General features: G+C 42.7%; 14 protein-coding genes. All 14 read right to left on the bottom strand.

Translation table 11 applies throughout. The annotated features are described in order from the left end of the window. Window positions 1-4: 4 nt before the first annotated feature. On the bottom strand, window positions 5-655 hold the full coding sequence (locus UWK_RS12265) for an acyltransferase (protein ID WP_015404697.1): 651 nt from the start codon (window positions 653-655) through the stop codon (window positions 5-7). Window positions 656-697: 42 nt separating this feature from the next. Next, a complete protein-coding gene (locus UWK_RS12260; protein WP_015404696.1) occupies window positions 698-1,450 on the bottom strand; it encodes an acyltransferase in 753 nt (250 codons plus the stop codon). Then, complete coding sequence (locus UWK_RS12255) at window positions 1,437-2,567, bottom strand: lysylphosphatidylglycerol synthase transmembrane domain-containing protein (RefSeq protein WP_015404695.1); 1,131 nt, start codon at window positions 2,565-2,567, stop codon at window positions 1,437-1,439. The genes UWK_RS12260 and UWK_RS12255 overlap by 14 nt, the downstream gene beginning before the upstream one ends. Before the next feature lie 352 nt (window positions 2,568-2,919). Then, window positions 2,920-6,270, bottom strand: a complete 3,351-nt coding sequence (locus UWK_RS12250; RefSeq protein ID WP_083907291.1) for an SGNH/GDSL hydrolase family protein — start codon at window positions 6,268-6,270, stop codon at window positions 2,920-2,922. Between the two features lie 165 nt (window positions 6,271-6,435). Beyond that, window positions 6,436-9,045, bottom strand: coding sequence for an acyltransferase family protein (locus UWK_RS18600; protein ID WP_015404693.1), 2,610 nt, complete (start codon window positions 9,043-9,045; stop codon window positions 6,436-6,438). Between the two features lie 227 nt (window positions 9,046-9,272). Then, complete coding sequence (locus tag UWK_RS20195; protein WP_015404692.1) at window positions 9,273-9,437, bottom strand: DUF5989 family protein; 165 nt, start codon at window positions 9,435-9,437, stop codon at window positions 9,273-9,275. A gap of 175 nt (window positions 9,438-9,612) precedes the next feature. Beyond that, entirely contained in the window at window positions 9,613-11,442 is a 1,830-nt protein-coding gene (locus UWK_RS12240) for a carbamoyltransferase family protein (RefSeq protein ID WP_041916416.1), read from the bottom strand. Next, window positions 11,439-11,897 (bottom strand): hypothetical protein, encoded by a 459-nt coding sequence (locus UWK_RS12235; protein ID WP_015404690.1) that lies wholly within the window; start codon window positions 11,895-11,897, stop codon window positions 11,439-11,441. Before UWK_RS12235 ends, UWK_RS12240 begins: the two co-directional genes overlap by 4 nt. Continuing rightward, window positions 11,897-12,970 carry an SGNH/GDSL hydrolase family protein gene (locus tag UWK_RS12230; protein WP_015404689.1) on the bottom strand — a complete coding sequence of 358 codons (1,074 nt, stop codon included), beginning with the start codon at window positions 12,968-12,970 and terminating at the stop codon, window positions 11,897-11,899. The genes UWK_RS12235 and UWK_RS12230 overlap by 1 nt, the downstream gene beginning before the upstream one ends. Before the next feature lie 65 nt (window positions 12,971-13,035). Next, the gene (locus UWK_RS12225; RefSeq protein WP_041916415.1) at window positions 13,036-14,655 is read right to left on the bottom strand and encodes an acyltransferase family protein; all 1,620 of its coding nucleotides are present in this window, start codon (window positions 14,653-14,655) and stop codon (window positions 13,036-13,038) included. Between the two features lie 69 nt (window positions 14,656-14,724). Further along, entirely contained in the window at window positions 14,725-16,584 is a 1,860-nt protein-coding gene (locus UWK_RS12220) for a DUF2142 domain-containing protein (RefSeq protein ID WP_015404687.1), read from the bottom strand. Between the two features lie 75 nt (window positions 16,585-16,659). Then, window positions 16,660-16,902, bottom strand: coding sequence for a hypothetical protein (locus UWK_RS12215; protein ID WP_015404686.1), 243 nt, complete (start codon window positions 16,900-16,902; stop codon window positions 16,660-16,662). A gap of 11 nt (window positions 16,903-16,913) precedes the next feature. Then, window positions 16,914-18,971 (bottom strand): HAD family hydrolase, encoded by a 2,058-nt coding sequence (locus tag UWK_RS12210; protein WP_015404685.1) that lies wholly within the window; start codon window positions 18,969-18,971, stop codon window positions 16,914-16,916. Then, on the bottom strand, window positions 18,968-19,873 hold the full coding sequence (locus UWK_RS12205) for a glycosyltransferase family 2 protein (RefSeq protein ID WP_015404684.1): 906 nt from the start codon (window positions 19,871-19,873) through the stop codon (window positions 18,968-18,970). Before UWK_RS12205 ends, UWK_RS12210 begins: the two co-directional genes overlap by 4 nt. Window positions 19,874-19,920 lie beyond the last annotated feature (47 nt).

The following is a 19,920-nucleotide window of genomic DNA, read 5'->3' as shown; positions in this document are numbered from 1 at the left end:
ACAATCAACTCTTTCTTCCTATGACTTGAGGTTCCTTCCGCTCACGCAGTACCTGGGCCGGATCACCGATTGCCACGACCTTATCCGCCAAATCGGTAACGACATTGGAATGAGCACCTATAATGGTTCCCTCACCGATATGATGCCCGGCCTTTATTTTTCCACGAACGCCAATCCAGCCGCCCTCTTTAACGCTTGTTTCCTTATTTAAATTACTGCTGTCAGAATCCACATGGTCGAGCAATTGCTGTCTGGCACAATCTCTCTTCCCTATTTCACAAAAGGCAGCAACCAGAACATCATGTTCAAACACAACTGGTAGATCAGACTGTACGAGGCAATCACTTCCGATGTTTGTGCCGGCACCAATACGTATACTACCACCCGTTACTTTAACCGTGGTCCCAGTACCAATAAATACGTTGTCCTCTATGATCAGAGGGGAATCAAAATCCGATGGATCACCACCATCGAGACACACAAAATCATTAAGTACCACTCCGGAGCCAATGGTGATTTTCTCCCTGGCATTGGCAAACTCAACAAACCTGCCAAAAAGGACATTGCGTCCACAATTCTTCAGATACCTCGGATAGAGTTTCTGCCTCAACAACAAGCCAACTGCACCAGGGCACCATTGGAGGAATTTATACAACAAAACACACCTGCAATTGAGATATTAGCAAGCATTCCATGTTTACAGTCTTCTCCCCTGAACCGACTCTTTGGAAATGATCTTTGCAGGGACTCCTGAAACAGTACAATTATCAGGGATATCCTGAAGCACCAGGGAGTCGGAACAGATTGTGACATGTGAACCAACCCTGACCCCATCCAGCAGAGTGACTCTTTCCCCAATTGACACATAATCGCCGATAATGCTCGGGCCATTACAGGTTATCGGCTGGCGAACGATGGCTTTCTCAAGATCACCGGTGGCATGACCTGCCCCGACAATACAACTATCTCTGCCTATTCTGCAATGACAGCCTATCGTGTTACCAAGTAAAGAACCGAGTCGACAATGCGATCCAACCACTGTCCCGTCACCGATGGAAATCACACCACCAGAGCAATTGAAGATTACACGGTTTCCTATGATAACATTATCACCGAGTACAATTTTATTTTCCCCGGGTTTCACGTCCAGCGTGACTTCCTTTTCAATACAAACATTATCACCTAGCACAATATTACGACCATTGCGTATCGTGCAGTTTTCGTAAATACGAACAGCTGTACCGATTTTCCCAAGCAGCAGAGGAAAAAACAATCTCCTAAACAAAACACCCGATATCCCCGGCACGGGTGTACAAAAAAAGTTAATCAGTTCATACAGGAAAAGAGTCAGGTTCCCACCGTCACCAACCATTGCCACTCTGTATTTAGCAAACATTCCGGAGTTGCCAGAGACCTTTTCCTGGATAGATTTTTTTTCAACAACTATCATTTTCAGGAGACTCCTTTTTCACATCACTGCTTAGGTGCTTTTTTTCATCCACCGCCCCTAACTGCTTCGCATCATCCCCCGTAGCGTGTTTATATACAAGATAAACATAAAAACCGACAATACCGATAAGCAACATTTTCATTCGTAAAAGTAATCCCATGGCCAGAGAACCGTTGCCTGGGATATCGACCAGCAGAAGATAAAAAACAAAAACTGACTCAAAAAACCCCAGGTTCCCGAGAATGGTAACTGGAAAATGGGCAACAAAGAGGATAGTTGGCACCAGGGCGCAAATATCGGAAAACTGATGGTTAACACCAAACGCCAGTAACGCAAGAGACACATTAACCCAGGTAAGCAGATAAAAAAGAGCCGTAACAAATGTCAACTTCAAAAATAATATTTTATCTTTAAAGATTGTCTCAAATGCCTGGACCACCTTGAGATGCAACTTTTCTAGCCGCTGTATAAATGCTTTATAGTGATCTTCAATTGTTCCGATGAATACCTGGGGGTCTTTTCTACCAAACAGTACCATTGTTTTTCTGAAAACCTTTAAACCAGAGGCAACAATCACATCGGCAAAAACAAACGGTTTTTTGACCTTTGCCATCCAGAGAGTACTGAGAGTGAGAATAAGGGAGGCGATAACTGGAACAAAGACAAAGGGACTCAAGTAGAGTGACGGCTTTACAAGTGGTGCAAAGAGAACGAGAAGAAAAAGAAAGAAAATACCGGAGAAACGCTCTATGAAAATGGCAATTGCCGAATAGGACTGATCCTGAATAATCTTGCCGGTATAATAGGATCTAACAACATCGCCGCCAACCGTTGACGGCAGCATATTGGAAAAGAAATACCCAATCAGATAGATGCGAAACAGTGTCAAAAACGGAACATTATTCTGTCCTGCGTTCAGAATCATCATCCATTTACAGCAACTCACTGCAATCATGACCGGAGTTAACAGCAAAGACAAGGACAGGTAAAACCAGTTAATCCGCTGAAACATCAAGAGCAGCTGATTGCCCTGTACAAATGAAAACAAAACATAGATAAAAGCCAGGCTGAAAACAGCTTTTAAGGCAATTTTTTTCTTCTTGCTACTCACTGCCACAACGGTACCCTTTTCCCAGTAAAAAAACTAAATGAGAGACCAGAACGAAGGACTCCATGCAACAGAAAATTTCCTAAACAAACTGTTTAGGAGCCGTTACGAAATAACATGGCCTTTTATATCAATTTCGTTACGACCCCTTACGCCGCTCCGCTTATTTCATTGGTCATTTTTTTTAGCGGCTGAGATGCTTTCTATCTGCATTATTTTGCAGTAAAAATACTTGAAACCTCCATAAGTGTCCAATTGTTTTTAGCCATTCGAAGCAGACTATTGCAATGTGGAGAGGTCACAATGACTGGAATCGGGGGGGACCGTTACACAGTTACAGCACTATTATGCTCGAATCGTATTACAAAGCTCTCCCTGACATGCTGCTCTTTAACACTTCATTAACCAATTTCTCAGTTGTCGGTAAGAGTATTTCAGCCATCACCTGCTGTCCATATGGCGTCAAATGGGCAATGTCCCACCATAGCGGATACTCTTTTTCAATCTGTTCAGTTACACTTGACGGAACTATCACAGAAACCCCTGTGTCTTCCGCAATTTTTTTCAAGCCGTCATACAGTTCAGGATCTGGAGAAAAGTTATCATAGCTCTCCGCACACATAGCCTCTAAATTTAAGATAATTCGTACACCTTGTCCCTGAAAAAACTCAACAAATGTCCGAAAATCCATTAGCCTGTCATGCACAAACCTTTGTTGATTCTTAACTCCCGGGACCATTTTACGTGCTCCAGAGTCATTGGTCCCAACATCAATAATTATAATATCAGGCTCATAAATTGGTAAAAGCTGTTTATTGGACCGGGTGATAGTCTGGAGGCCCACAGCATTTGTTCCAGCATTTAACACTTGAACGGGTAATTTCTTATCCAGTAATTTTTTCTCAAGCAATTTTGAAAAAGTACTATCACTATTTGCAGCACCGGAGCCCCAGGCCTGACTACCGCCGATAACAAATATTCGTACTGCATCTTTAGTATTTCCTGAACCCGGCACTGCCTTCTCTCCACCAAAAAGTTGACTCCAAACCCAGATATTCGTGCCGATTAACGAATTGTCAGCATACCAGGGCACATGTTTCTTCTCCTCAGCATGAGCAATATCTCCTGGGGCAATTGTATTTTGAGAAAATCTCAATTTTATAGGATTATCATCTGGCAATATCACATAGACGTAACCAGCAACTGCCACAATGACTATAAGAGAGAGGAGATTAGCATATAAGGCAGGAATTTTTATCTGCCTCTTAGCGTAGATCAGAATACAAAACAAATTTACCGCAACGGCCGCCGCCATTATAAATAACCACCCGAGTCTTCCATCGCTCAGAAAATGGAGACTACCAGAAGGAAGAAACATACCAGCAGTTAACAACACAACTATTGGATAATAGGAACAAAGAGCAAGAATCGCAGTAGGGAATAAAGCAACAGGACCAGCCAGACGAAAGAGAAAGAACAGGAGGAATGCAAAGACAAAAGGAACAAAAAACATAAATAAATACATTTTGTTACCCGGACCTGCTTTCAGCTCAGTTGGGGTGACCGATACAGCTTTCAAATTCACTGAATTTTCATAAGTCAAAAACCCAGTCTCCCCAAAACCAAGCAACCCAAACTGATCAAAGGTAGTAAGAACACCATTCAAATTCAGCTTAACCCTTTTATTTGTGACAGTAATAGATACCTTATTGTTCGCATGAACCAACAACTCACCATTAATCTTCATAAAGGGAGCTGAACGTACTCCAGTTTTTGTACTTAAGCCTGAAACGACACCTGACTTGGTTGACAAGCGAAGCAATCGACGTTGAAGTGGTATAGCTTCACCATCAGAATCTCCACGCGTGACAAAACCCTGCTGTTCAAAAACAATATCAAGTGTAGTCTGTTCAGGAAGGGAAAAAACAAGGTCAATCACCTGCTCCCTGAATACACCAGGAACAAAAAATGGCTGTCCGGCCTTAATCACTATTGGCGCAGTGGCTACATAGGGCACTTTTGTTGGAGGAGCCTGAGGGGTAGTAATGTAAATTCCCGGATCAATACGACTCAAATTCTTATTGGAAACTCTCTGTGAAGATTGTAATATCGTATCGTTCACCAAAAAAGAACATCCCGATACCAGCAAGATGCCAATGACATACAGCACTGACAACCATTTTTTGGTACCCAGGTGCACCTTTTCCTGTTCAAAAAACAAAGCAAACCCCACAACAACCACCAACTCTGCAACTAAAAACGAGAATGGCGTCGCATAAATGGAGTCCCTAAAAAAGAACAACAAGGCCGCGGATGCTGGAACGAAAAGGGACAATTGACTTAACAGCCTGAAACGATGGTGTTTATCTGATGGCAAATAATTCATCAACACCTCATCCCGAACTGCTTTTACGAGCAACACAATACTAACAAAAACAAATATCCAGGGAGTACTGCGCTGCTTTGAAGCAGAAGGCCCAAAATCCTCGGTTTCAACCCATCTTTTCTCTGTGACTGGATCAACAAACTTCATTTCAATATTTCGTAAATACATTTCTCGTCCCGTAGTACAGCCACGAAACCCGAACGTACTGTTTTTATTATCAATAGCTAAACTCGATCCCATTTGTCTGTCATTAACCGCCAGGGTCCATGTTCCATTTTGACGTGAAAGGACAATACGACTCGAAGAATTAAGCATGTCCTTGGGAATTTGCAGCAACTGTTTGCTGACGAGTTTTCCTTTAGACGAATAGGTGTAAAAACCGCTCTTATACTCTCCATTTCGTGATATTCTGACACCCAACATCTGTTGATCTTTTTTTTCCAGCTCAACCCAGACATACGCTTGAGGACCAATATACACCTGACAGGACAATTCTTCTAAACGACGAGTATCACTATCGTGGTTTTTATATGTAATCTCCTGGAACCCCATATTAGCAGTAAGAGAAATCCCAGAACCACTCATTGGTGCAGACATAAACTCATAGGTCTGAAAAACAAACTTCCCTGCATCCTTACCAACAGTCCATCGGCCATTCTGAAAAAGAGTATTATCTTTGCTCGTCCACCAACCAAGAATAAGCAAACCAACGATCAAGATATTCGCGAGAAAGATGGCGCCGGCAAAAAGGTTCTTATGCTTGAAACAACTCTTCACCACAAAAAAAGCTACTATAACGATAGCAAGAGAAGCTGAAAGCCTGGATAGTACCCAAAAACAGGACAATCTTGCCTGAAAAGGCAGCATGATCTGAGGATCATTACCATTAGATATCGCCGATATGCCATTTTCAGTTACCTGGAAATCTGACAAATGATTAACTGGCATGAGGCGCTTCAGTTCTCCCTGGGTACTAAAAGACATCGTTTTATAACCCGGCTGAGAGATCTGAATAGAAAAAATCTTGAATTTTCCACTGCCAAACAATGGATCAATTCTGATGTTATCAATTTTAGAGAGGTTACCTGTTCGGAACCTGGTTACAGTATTATTTTCGAGATACTCAACTGGATATTCTGTTGCAGAGTTATTTTCGCTATAGTAGCCCGTTCCATCGGACCAGAAAATCTGAAAACGATCATTAATATCTGTTTCAATCGTCACTTCTCCCTGCAACGACAAGAAATAAAGCAGCAAAAGAACAATCGCAGAAAACAAAAAGACGCCAGCTCTATACCAATTTTTCCTACTATTGACCAAATTCATGTCTTCCCAATGGTTCAAACGACATACGGTGATGCCGATACTTTTAATTTACCCCAAAAACACCAGACGCCAGTATCCAAAAGAGATTCCAAGATACTAAAACAATGGAAACAATCCAATCATACTTTTTTCTCCCAGGAATACTGAAAAACTTCACTGAACAACCTACCAGGAAGTTTTACCAAAACCATGATTATCTGCTTGTTTTAAAGAGCCCTTAATAAAAGGATATATATACACGGAGCCCTTATGACTCAGATGATTGTCATCGTAATAGAATATCGATCCGTCATCGGCAAATATAGTCTCCAGATATTTGCCTGATTCAAAAAACCATACACTTTCACTCTTCTCCGCAATTTCCAAAAAGAGCTCATTGCCCGCTTGCAATCTCAAGTCACTCTTCTCCTTATCCATGTCACAGGAGGATTTATTTGTTTTGGAAAATGCTGCAAGCAATGTGACATTTCGACTCAGGCAAGTCTTCGGGAGTTCCTCCAAAACTGGAACTTGACCGAGAATAACCACATTCTTCCCGCTATCAACCAATGCCTGAATTGTGTATACAATGGAATCCTTAAACAACCCAAGGACAGAATCTTCTCCCTTTAGATTTTTAAGGGTATCTGGGTGAAAAAGTTTCTCAGGATTTGCCATATAAAACTCGTGCCTGATAGCTATAAAAACATATTGTGTAGTGTCATTGTCTATTATATCCTTCAATATCTTATTGGTAGAGTTGGCACAGGCAGAATATTGGCTGCTAATTTTTCTTTTCACATTAGACTTATAGTCATAAAAAACAGGAGGACACGCTGGAAGTCCGAACAAGCCAAAAGAAAGTCCTGCCTCTCTGCTCCACCTTTCCACTGGCCATGCAAAACTCCCGACATGGGAATCCCCTATCAAAATAACGTCCTGATTATCAGGCTTGGCAAATGTTGCCAGCTCTGTCATGGGAGTTTCTGTCAGAAGAAAACTGGCCTGTTCATCATCAAGAAAACGCCATTTTGCATGACTGGAATATTGTAACCGTGCAGAACTCAACAGGAGTAGAATGATAATCACGCTACCCGTGAGAATGGCAGCAAGCTCTTCATTCCCAGAACCAAAAAGCATTATGGAAAGAACGGTTAAGGAAAAAATACTTAAGAAGATCAAATATATGAGCGCATTTTCTAAAATGGTTTTAGAAATACTTTGGAAAAGTATTATCTGAGGATCTTCCCCCAGGGTTTCAAGCAACAGAGCATCATTTTCATATCGTGCCTGTAGATGATATTCTCCAGACATATTGGCCGCAACCTCACTCATTTCAACACTGCGACGCAGATTGAAAATCCCCTCTGTCAAGGTGACACTGATAACACGTACAACTCCCTTGTGATCCAAGGGGTCAAGCCTGACAGTGCCAACCTTACTCAGGTCCGGCAGTTTAAAAACAAAACGATATAAATTGTTTTTAACTACATTTTCAGGACTATAAGAATGTCTCGACCAGGCCTTCTTCTCGAAATGACCGTCACTGTTAGTCCAGTAGAGAGTAATGGCCTCCTTTTTTGATGGGTCATTACTTTTTATCAGTTCGACCTCTATTTCAAGGGAAGTAAGTTCATTATTTTCTTCAATTGTATTAAAACCGGACAGTAATGATGTGGCAGCCAAGGGTAATAGAAGCACCGGAATCAGTACATATGCAACTTTTCGAAGCAATGTGGTCTCTGATATATATGTATATATTTTTTGCGGAACCTGAGGATAAACCCCATAACGACAGGGCTTTTCAACCAGAAAGAATGACAACAGGGACATTATCACAGTTAGGAGCAGAATCGCTATGCCTGCTGTCAAACTGATATCTGGGGCAATCAACTCTTTGTAAAAAACAATTATTGGCCAATGCCAGAGGTAGAGTGAGTAAGATATTTTTCCTATAAAGACAAATGGTTTCCACGACAGAACATGATATGCAACCGTATTACGGGAAGCCCCACTGAAGATCAGAAGTACTGCCCCAATAACCGGTGGAAGAGCCCATTTCCCAGGAAAGGTGTAGCTGTCGTTAATTACACAGACAGAGGTCAGAACCAGCAGCACTCCCAGCAATGAGATCAAATTATTAAGCCATCTGGATTTGCTAATTGACGTCATCGACACAGCCAGCAAACCACCAATCCCGAGTTCCCATGCCCGTGATGGCAGCATATAAAAGGCAATTTGCGGTGCCGAGGAAGCCAGATGGTCACTGTAGATAAATGAAATAATAGAAACTACTGATAGCGACTGTGCTATCCGGTTCTTACAGAACCTGTGCAGGAAGAGGAGGAATATTGGCCAAATCAGATAAAATTGTTCTTCTACACCAAGGGACCAGGTATGCAGTAATGGAGATGTTTCGTTGGCGGCATCAAAATAGCCAATCTCCCGGGAAAAAACAAAATTTGAAATTTGCAGGGCTGCGTAACGCAATTCCTTAAAGAATTTATCATAGGTTGTTGGTTCAAAGGTCACTACGGCAAAGAGTAACGAAAAGAACAAAACCAAAAATAATGCAGGAAAAATGCGTTTTACCCTTCGTGAATAAAACCTGACCAGGGAAAAACTGTTATTAGAAATGCCGCCAACAATAATTGTGGTAATCAGGTACCCGGAGATAACAAAAAAGATATCGACCCCGACAAAGCCGCCTGGCACCAGACTATTATTTATATGAAAGAGTATTACACTGAGTACCGCAACTGACCGTAAGCCATCGATGTCAGGACGATATTGCACTTCACTGGCCTCTGGATATCAGTAATAGTAGAATATACAGCTTCTGCGGAAATTGAATTTTTTCCATTGTAGGAAGAGGAAGCAAAAAGTTCCTTTTTAGGAATACAAGAGAGCTACCCTGACGGGGTTCACCGTTGGGCTCACATGGAACACCCGGTATTTACTCTCTGCAACACTGTTTCCCTAACGGGGTATCAGGAAAACAGTGCTGCACATACAACAAACGCTTAAAACAGAGTATAGATAAACGGAGCAGCCGTTTCACCAACAACTATTAAGAGGCCAATACCGAGAAAAACCAGAACTACAGGTACTATCCACCATACCTTATTCTTCCAGGCAAACTGAAATACTTCACCCAATAAGGAAAACAAATGTTTTATAAAATGCATAAATTACTTCTCTCTTTTTTTTCTTAAAAACATTCGACAACCGAGAGCTGTCTAAATTGTTCATTTTCTGCCTGAACAACCTCTTCCGTCGACAACCAAGCCTGAACACCATATCCAGGAACGCAGCTATATTACACAGAATTACGGCAAATGCAATCAGGCAGCTACTTCACTGCTAATCAAGCTGATACTCATTGCGCCAATTGGCATTATCTACAAATTCAGGCTGTTCGGACTTTTCAAGCAGAAAAGATCCAAGAACCAGGCAATCCATCTCAGTCCGCATAAAGCATCGGTAGGCATCCTCAGGAGTACAAACAATGGGCTCACCACGGACATTAAAGGATGTATTAATTATCACACCATAGCCGGTCAATTCATCGAAAGCCTTGATAATATCATAGTAGGGCTTATTCGTTTTTGGAGAAACCGTCTGAATACGAGCAGAGTAATCAACATGCGTTATAGCCGGGATATCGGATCGCAACTGGTTGATCTGTTCCTCAAACACTACCGTATTGTCACCCTCAACCTCCAGACAGCGTTCTTTTCTGACATCGGCAACAATAAGCATATAGGGAGATGGCCTGTCAATATCGAAATACTCTCCAACCTTTTCCTCAAGACATGAAGGAGCAAACGGCCTGAACGATTCCCTGTATTTAATCTTGAGGTTCATCGTCGACTGCATATTTGTCGATCTGGCATCACCTATAATAGAGCGGCAACCAAGGGCGCGTGGACCAAATTCCATCCTTCCCTGAAACAGTCCTACCACTTTTTCATTTGCAATATAGCCGGCAATCTCACGGGCCCAGTCCTTTCCTTCAACCTTTCTTGCCACATAGTTATTTGCCCTAAGGTAGGCTTCGATTTCATCGTCCTCAAAGGAGGGTCCAAGATAGGATCCCTGCATCGAATCATCTTTATTATTACTGCTACGAGGCTGATCATTAATTTGATACCAGGTCAACAATGCTGCTCCAAGAGCACCACCGGCGTCACCTGATGCTGGCTGAATATAGATATCATCAAAGATTCCCTCTCGAAGCAATCGCCCGTTGGCAACACAGTTCAAAGCAACCCCTCCTGAAAGACACAGATTTTTCATACCGGTTATTTCACGGGTATAACGAGCCATCTTCAGGACTATCATCTCAGTTACCACCTGGATAGAGGCCGCTATATCCATTTCTCGAGTCGTGATAGGACTTTCAGGTTCGCGGGGAGAACCATCGAGAAGCACATCCATCAATGGACCAGTCATCCGTAATCCATCCATATAGCCAAAATATTTCATATCCAGGCGAAAGGAGCCATCCTCCTTGAGATCTAAAAGGTTCTCAAGAATACGATCCACATATTTTGGAGAACCATAGGGAGCTAATCCCATTAGTTTATATTCTCCAGAGTTGACCCGAAATCCACAGAAATAGGTAATTGCTGAATAGAGCAAGCCCAGAGAATGTGGAAAACAGAGCTCCTTGACCATCTCAATCTTATTACCACGACCTACGGCAATGGTTGCCGTGGCCCATTCCCCCACTCCATCCATGGTGAGAACAGCAGCCTCATCAAAGGGTGATGGATAAAAAGAAGAGGCAGCATGTGATTCATGATGTTGAGTAAAGTAAATATTTTTAGTGCTGACTCCACAGCCTGCCAAGCCTTTTTCTATATAATAGGGGATCCATAATTTCTGCCTGGTCCAGAGTGGCATTGCCTTCATAAAAGAAGCCAGTCCCCTGGGAGCTACACTAAAATAGGTCTCCATAATCCTTACAAACTTCAGGATCGGCTTGTCGTAAAAAGTCACAGCATCAAGCTGCTCACCTTCAATACCTGCCTCTGCAAGACAATAGCGTATTGCATTATGGGGAAAATCATGATCATGTTTAATCCTGGTAAACCGCTCCTCTTGAGCTGCAGCAATGATTTGACCATCGCGAATCAAGACAGCAGCCGAATCATGGTAATATGCACTGATACCTAAAATATTCATCAAAATTGCCTCTTATACTCATCAACCGAGGGTGTTTTCCTGGATGTCTGCCAATAGGACGTAGCGTCTCTTTTAAAATCTCGCTGCATGGGATCCTTTCCTTTAATTTTTTGCACTATTCTACCCATTGGAAAACAGATAAAGAAAAAAGGCAGGAGAAAAACCCACGTCAGGCCTGTACCGATAATAAGAGCAAACTTTTGAAAAATCTTTTCAATTACGGAATAAACAGCCGGAAAAAATTGAGAAGAAAGAAATACCAAAGCGGAAACGCTAAAGACAATTGAAGCCATTATCAAATGGTTGTAGAAGAACAACAATGAAGCGACAGTGCATCCTACCAACAGAGCTCCAATGGCAATGCCGAGGGAAGCTTTTGCTTGTTGTTTTCCAGATCGATCAGACTGCCATGACCAGATTGCTTGAGACACCTTATTTTGTGTATAGGGAACACTCATTACTTCATCTCCGCTTGAGCTTTATCATTATTTTTTTGACTATGAAGATCCCTGTGAACGCTAACTTTCTGTGCCGCCTCTTCCCAGTCGGCACCAAAAAAATCATAGATTGCCTCTGCAGCTATCTTATGTGCCAACACTCCAGGATGGGGATCAAAAACATTTGCCCATAATGCCGTATTATCCTCGACATCACGATAGGCATCACGTAAGTCCAGGCATTCTATTTTCTTTTCCTTACAAACATCGAGTACCTGTTCGTGAAGAAAATCTAAGTTATAATTATTCATAGGCCCGGCAAAACTTGGAAACAGAACCATACCAAAATCAGTATCGGTACTTTTATAATGATCTATATATTTCTCAAGCAATTTCCGTGCAGCTACTACAGATTCACCTGTTGGATCCTTTTGAGTATCAAACATGTACTGCTCATAAGTCTTCTTTTCCCCCTGTTTCCTTTGCAGGCTTCCATACCCTCTCTGCAAAAGATAATAGAGGGCTGAATGCTTCCATAGCCAGGTATGCACTTTTCGATTTGTGATCAGATGGGATGATTTGTACTGACCGGCGTCGGGTCGGATTGACATATCATTAATATACCATTGGTACAACACATAATCGGGCTGAATTGCATCAATAAAATGAAGAAACTTATAATGATTAGGAAGGTTAAATCCGCAGATGCCGACATTGACAACTTCAATTTCGTTTTCTTTCTGTTGTTTATTGAGTGCTACATCAATCTGTTCGGTATAGCGTTTCTCTACCGGATAAACACCCTGGCCCCATGTAAAGGAATCTCCTAGAATCACAAGTCTGTAGCGATCGTCAGGAGTTTGCCTGAACTGTTTTCCCCGTAAATTAAAACCGTTCTTTTCTTTTTCAAACAATCTCTGGTTTTTCAGGGAAAAATAGGAAGTTCCATCTGCAGTGGAGAGCACGTCACGATAAAAAAAACGAACAAAAAGTTCAGCACCGAACAAAAGACAAAGCAAAAACAAAAACAAAAACACTATTATTACTGTGACCTTAAAGAGTATTCCTCTTTCCGGACCTTTACTAAAACTCATTCATCACTCCCGAATTCGACTCATTTATTTATCAAACATCGTGGCAAAAAAATTCCTGCCCGAAACTACTCACGAATGTTTTTCTTTATTCCATAGCCCAAAATAGGGCGTTCTATAAAATGATACAAAAGGCAGGCCACAATATAGCCTATAAACAGCACCAGTACAAATCGCACGCCCGGAATTGAGTTCAAAGTCCCTCCCCCGGCCCGCTTCACTAAAGGAATAACCAGTGGATGGAAGAGATAGAGGCTGTAACTCACAACTCCCAGAGATGAGAGCAGGCGACTGGACAGGATTTTAGTAAGAAAATTCTCTCCGGAACTACAGAGTATGAGGATCAAAAAACCGGCGCAGATTGCGTAGTATAAATAATAGATTTGAGCATAAATGAGACCATTATGCAGCAAATATCCATTTGACAATGCGATAAAGACTGCCAGTAAAATACAACCGACCACAATAAAACCTTTTTTCAGCACAGATGGCATTGTCAGTTCGTTTTTTTGCCAGAGACCGAAATAGAGGTATGCACACAACACACCTATCAAAAAAGCATCGAGACGAAATGGAATTTTTGCATTCATCATCCCGAATAAATAAATATATTTAATGGTCGCAAACGAATGCCAGAGAAAAATCATCAGTAATAAACCGGGAATGATCAGGACCAGCCGGCTTCGCAGGACAAAAAAGTTAAACAGGGCGAGAAGAGGAAATACGATATAAAAGGCCATCTCCTGAGGAATTGCCCATAAATGGCCCGCAGCTTCAATAAAAAAGAGATGCATGAACAATTCATGCAGACGTAAGGTCATCCCAAAGGTAAGAAAGAGGTACAAATAGTACATGGGTACAATTCGCTGCAACCGTCTTACTCCATAGACAAGCAGACTCCCCGGATTTTGATATTTTCCCGGATTTACAACAAAAGGCCTGCTCAGCAGAAATCCGCTTAAAACAAAAAAAATCAAGACTCCACTTGCACCGGCACCAAGAAACCATGACCAGGTGTGATCTGCGACAACCAGCATGGCGGCAATACCGCGCAAACCATCAAGAGGTGAAATCATGGCAACTCCGGGACGAAGTTCTCTCTGAGGAAGGAAAATGGTACGAATAGTTTCTGGTTTCAACTGTGCCAGAAAAACATAGAGAAAAAATGAGAGGATTATAACGGGCAGATAGAAAAAAACAGGTCTGGGTGCAGTAATGAACCCCGGGACTGAGACAATGGATGGATCTGCCACGGTGGAGACAATCTCAACATAATCCTTTCCAGGACTTATGGTGACCCCATTTCTGCCTGGCTGAAAGCCCTTGAATATATCATCACTGCTATACTGTACTTTTCGTCCAAGTGCCTGCTGAACAACCATTCCGTAGATACGAGTGACGCCGGGATTTTCTCCAGGATCAATACGAATCCAGGTAGTTGAAGGCGTGGCAGAAAACCGAAAAAGAACCTTCCCTGCATCTTTCACCGGCATCTTCTGCAACTCTGAGGCGTTACTCTCTATAAAAGAGGGCTTCCTATAGGAACCATCAAGAAATATTTGTACCGAATCCTGACTGTCAGACGAAACGATTAAAGAGATAGCAGAAACCTTCGCCATACCACTGGGAAGAACAAAGCAGGCAAGCAGAGCAACTGATAATGCCATTAGCAGTGGAATCAGTTTCACAGGCTATAACCCCATGTATTCCTGCTGCAAAAAGATGCGTTTTTCCCTGGAAAGATCATTCTATACATCCTACATTTTAGTGAGTTGCATCATTCCAACAAAAAGAAAAGAGTAGGTGGATAACAAAAACATACCCATTAGACATATTCTGAACAATACGTTCTGCATAAGATTTCTCGAATGATACAGAACAATACAAAGTGCCGGTATCATCGGTAAGAGATACCTTCCCTGTGGTTGAAAGTCTGCAGTCCACGAGTGGTAGAGGGAAGCCGCTATAACTGCTCCGGAACAACCAAGAAAGAGGAACATCAGAATATTTCCACTCAGGCCTCCACGAAAAAGAACCGAAAGAAGAAGCGCCATAAAAAATACCACAGCAAGAGGCCTCATCAGATCATAATAGGTGTCATCTGCAGTGGCGGTAAAATATCCATAAATACCAAAAGCACTTTGATAACTTCTTTCAAACCATCTATCAACAACTACAATCTCTTTCAAAGAAGCACCACGTGCCTTCCTGTATAAAAAGGGATGTTTTTCTTCAAGTGGAGTGGACGGTTTATAAAACGGATGAGCCAGCTGCTCACGGATCTGTGACAGTTTTTCACTCCGATCCCATCCGTTCACTGCATAGTCTCCTGCTACTCTCAGTCCCGTCACACTCAAAGCAAACAGGATGAGTATGGTCATTTTCCTGACAACCTGTTTTCGGTCTTCTGCACTGACTATAAAGACAAGTCGCCAGAGAAAGTACGCGGCTGCAAAGGCGATAAAGAACCAATAGTTCTTCTTTAACAAAAACATTGCCGCAAAAACGAATACCAGAAAAAGAGCAGTGACAAATTTTTTCTTCTTTTCCCTGTCCAAAAGATACAGGTTGAGCATTGAGGCAGGAATCGCCAGCTGGCATGCTATAAAAAAAGTAAGGAGCAATGCAAAGGCATCGGAGTTGCAATAACTGAAGACATACCAGATTTGCGGAGATATCAGCAGCGGTGCTGCGACATACCTCTTTCCTTTAATTTTCAGAATATATAGCAACAGCAAAGTAAAGAGGAGCAGGTTAAATATTCGTAAAGTCAAATAGTCGGGCAGAGGAAACACAGAAATAAGTTCTGAAAATTTCCCATTCAGGAAATAGGCAACTTCCGGGCCATTCAGACGGGATACCCCGTAAACACTGTAGGTATGGGCAATCTGCGGATCTGTCACATCGGGTGGAATCCAATTGCTGCTGTAGTACTTGGCCGCATCCAGGTGTACATATTCGTCGGGATGAATGTTTCGTCTTGTCAACATTGCCATGGCAACGACGAGGGCAAGGACTATGGCAAACAGAAGCGGAAAAAACCTATCTTCTTCCCGATAGGATTCAGTTAAGGAAAAAAACAAAAACAGTAGAAGAAAGATGGAAGCAATTCGAAGCACTAACAGAACAGAGAAATATTCAGCCGACTCCAGTACCGGAAAATATTCAAATTGTGGATCCACACCAGTTGAATCAGTTTCCAACCCATCCTCTGTTATGTTTGCTGCCTGAATATCAAAGATTGGCTGCAGCCCGGCGAAATCCTCCCTGGAGGAAACAGATAAAAGAGCATAGCCCGTCTGTTGAAAATCAATCTTCTTTATGGTGGAGAGTCCCACATACTGCTGGGGATCTATACGGAGTCTTATCGCCTCTTTGCCAATATCGGTCAGATAAAAACCATACTGGTGTTGTTCCGGGTTCACCTTTACCCGAACCATATTATCTTCACTGTAAAACTGTCCTTTTTCTGCCCAGTAGATCTTAAACAGTGTGGGTTCCGTTACCGTAATATCCAGTTCCACAAAGGCTCTGTTCTCAAACAACTGAACGTACAAAACAGAAAGCAATACCCCTAGAAAAATTGGAAACTTCCATTTCTTCAATATAGTATTCATGTTTATCACTCTCTGTTTAAAACCATGGAGGCAGGTTGCCGATTAACTGCATGCAATATTCACCAAGAATACGGTTTACAGGTGAAATTTGTTTTTCAGATAGCGTAAAAAGGCAGTGGGCCGTTCAAATCTGAGACTCAAGTAATACAGGGGTCTCCCTACAACAATTGTGGCGATGAGAACCAGTATGCATTTCAACCCGGGACCACCACGATAAACTCCCATTGGGACAAACCGGCTAAGAGTATAGTGGTGCAGTACTCGAAACATTGAACTGGTGCTGAGATCAAACCTGGTACTCATAATCTTCTTAGACATGATCCTTACTCCTATTCATTGAGCCGTTCGCGCATGTGACGGAGAAATAACCGTAATCTCAGAAATGGACTGCACCTTAGAACAAACGGTGAAAGGTTCCAGAGACTGCGCGGCACCTTGGCATGCACCTTTGCAACATTTTTGATGCCGTGAAAGTCATCAAGATGATGCTTATGACGGATATTACAAATCTCTTTTGTTTTTGCAAATGCCAGTTTTGTTACCAAAAGATAATTCAACCACGGCTGATAATCCGTTAACGAATAACCGAGCAGGGCTGAGGCCGCAGCATAGGGCCTGGCCGAATCAAACACGCCCTGCTGCAAAGGAGCATAGTTTTGATCCTGTTCCTTTTCAGCACGGCCAATCTCATCATCCGTATGACGGAAAACAAGCTCATAGCCTCCATCTTCTTTCAGTTTATAGCCATTCAGCGTTGGGTGTGGTGCACGACACGCCTCCTCGAAGAGATCTCTTGCATACAAAATGGAAGAGGCGGCAAAATCAAAGCGATTTTTGTCGTAAATAATCCCCTTAATAGAATTCCCCGTTGATGTGGGGAAAGGAATACCTCGAGTTGCACCAAAGAGCATACCGTGACACCTTGGAACGTCGCTGCGATGAGCTATGGCTTCATAAAAAAACCGCTGTATGGTTCCAAGCCAGCCGATATCCACCAAGGCAACATCAGGGTGGTCAAAAAAGCCAATATCGTCGAGATAGAGTTGCAGGGCATCGTTGGCAGGACGAGTTTGACGCCTTACCTCCTGCTGGAATGCGTCATCTTCAATCAGAGCAGAAAAAAGTTCTCTGTTTTTTTGAAGATATCCGTCATGGAGGTGACTGAGAACCGTCGTGACAGTGAGATTATAGCGGGCAAGATGCGGGGTGAAGGGTTCTGGATCAAGAGAGAACACCCGACAGACGTCAAGGAAATCAGAGTTACCGGAAGGAAGAAAAACGATATCAGCACTTACCTGCGTCAATCCCTGGTAGGCACAGCTTGCCCCGGCAAGAGCCATACGACTCACATAAAGATATTCGATGTCGGGTAGAGTTTTTCCTGGAAAAAGATGGGGAATACTCTCTTCCCAGTATTTTTTAAACGTCCATCCCTCCCGAGAGAGGAAAAAGACCTTGCCAACACTACGTTTCTCACTCTGTTCTGCTATTTCCTGAACAAAGGCACCGATCATCGGTCCTAGAAAACTATAACCCTCTACATAGAGATCATCCCGCTCCTTATTCTCATACTCAAGCGGCTGCATGAGCTGCTGTAAGGCTCTACCGCGCCAAAAAGGACGACCTTTACTATAATTAAAAAGACGCCGGCCTATGGTTTTACGTTGTTTTTCAGAGGCGTCGTGTAACACCAGAGCCTGAATCCCGAATTCAAGCGGTCGCAGACCATCGGAAACCGGATTATCTCCCACATGCAACCACCGTCCAGGATCAAGGCCATACTGTTTTTGTATCAGGGGAAAGGCCTTACCGGAGGCCTTGGCAAGAAAGGTATCGGCAGAAGAGATCACGCCATCAACAAGATCAAGAAAACCTGCATGGGTAACAAATTTTTCAAGATACATTGCAGGTAGATAGATATCGGAAACTACAAGAATTTTTTTTCCCTGCTGCCGCAGTTCCCGCAGCCAGTCCATAAACTCACCACGGGGAACCAGCATAGCGTTTTCCATGGCAACTTCGTAGTCTGCCACTCTCTCAAACAGAGCCTCATCCCCATCTTCTCCAAAAATTTCAGAGAGCATCTCCTGCATATAACGAGGGTAACAGGCCTCATGATCGTCAAACTTTTCACCCGTCTCTTCACGGTGACGACACTCAATGGAATCACGAAGCTTCTGCACCTGCTCCTGGCTCCAGTTGAATCCCTTTTCCCTGGCAAGATCTGCAATAAATCGTGCCACAGGAATTTTCACCAGATCCGGGTCGTGTATTCGACGCACAAGGAGGGTATCAAAGAGGTCAAAGCTTACGGTATCAACAGTTGCAGCAATCTCCCTTCCCTTTCGAATAAGAGAAGAGAGAGAATAATATTTCGGGATATTCATGACTGGAGTTTTTTCCCGATCTTATATTTCAAGGCGGAAAGAAATCGTATTCCACAATCTTTTACACTCGGCTCTGTTCCACCGGCGACACTTAAACGAACCTCCTGTAATTCCTGTTCCAACTCGACAAGACGATCGGCACCAGCATCAACATAGGCTCTGAACTCTTCAGGAATGCGGGCAAGCATATATTTACGAATAACCTGCTGATCCTGTTCTCTTCCTAAAATGGCAGCCTCTCCAAGGGTGTTCCCGTCATGGATACGGTAGTAGAGGAGTTTTTCATCAGCCACATAGTGCACCTTATCAGGAAAAGCCAACATCATTCGGAAGATAAAATCATAATCGTGGAGATAACGCAGTGAACAAAACTTCCCGACCTTTTCCGCTGCTGCACGGGTCATGAAAAGGTTGGAGGTTGTGACCATAAAATTCCCCTTTAAAAAAGCAGTGTAGATATCACCTGATTTTTTAAAGAATGCACGGTTTTTCTGGTGCCAGATATTCCAGCCAAAATTGGGATCGGTAAACTCTTCGCCACTGTCGGAAATAGGAATCACGTCACTAAAAAGACACTGCGCTCCTGTCTCTTGCTGGACATCAAGGAGACGCTGCAGGCGATCAAGGCTGTAGATATCATCTGAATTCAGGATGGCGATATAGTCACCACCAGCCAGGCCCATACCACGATTTATAGTATTAAAGGCATCCTGGTTGTCCTGATAAAAATAGCGTATTCTACTGTCATCGTACCCTTTAATCACTCCGGCAGTATTGTCAGTGGATCCATCATCAACGATAATCAGTTCAAAATCCTGATAACTTTGACCTAAGACACTGTCTATTGCAGGACCTATAAATTTCTCATGATTATAGGCAGGGATCACAACGGAAACTTTCATACTAAACCAATGGAGTTAAATGAGTAATGGGCCTGAATAATGACCCA

Origin of the sequence: Desulfocapsa sulfexigens DSM 10523, assembly GCF_000341395.1 — a bacterium.
Classification (GTDB): Bacteria; Desulfobacterota; Desulfobulbia; order Desulfobulbales; family Desulfocapsaceae; genus Desulfocapsa; species Desulfocapsa sulfexigens.
This window is presented reverse-complemented; position numbering and strand designations above follow the sequence as displayed.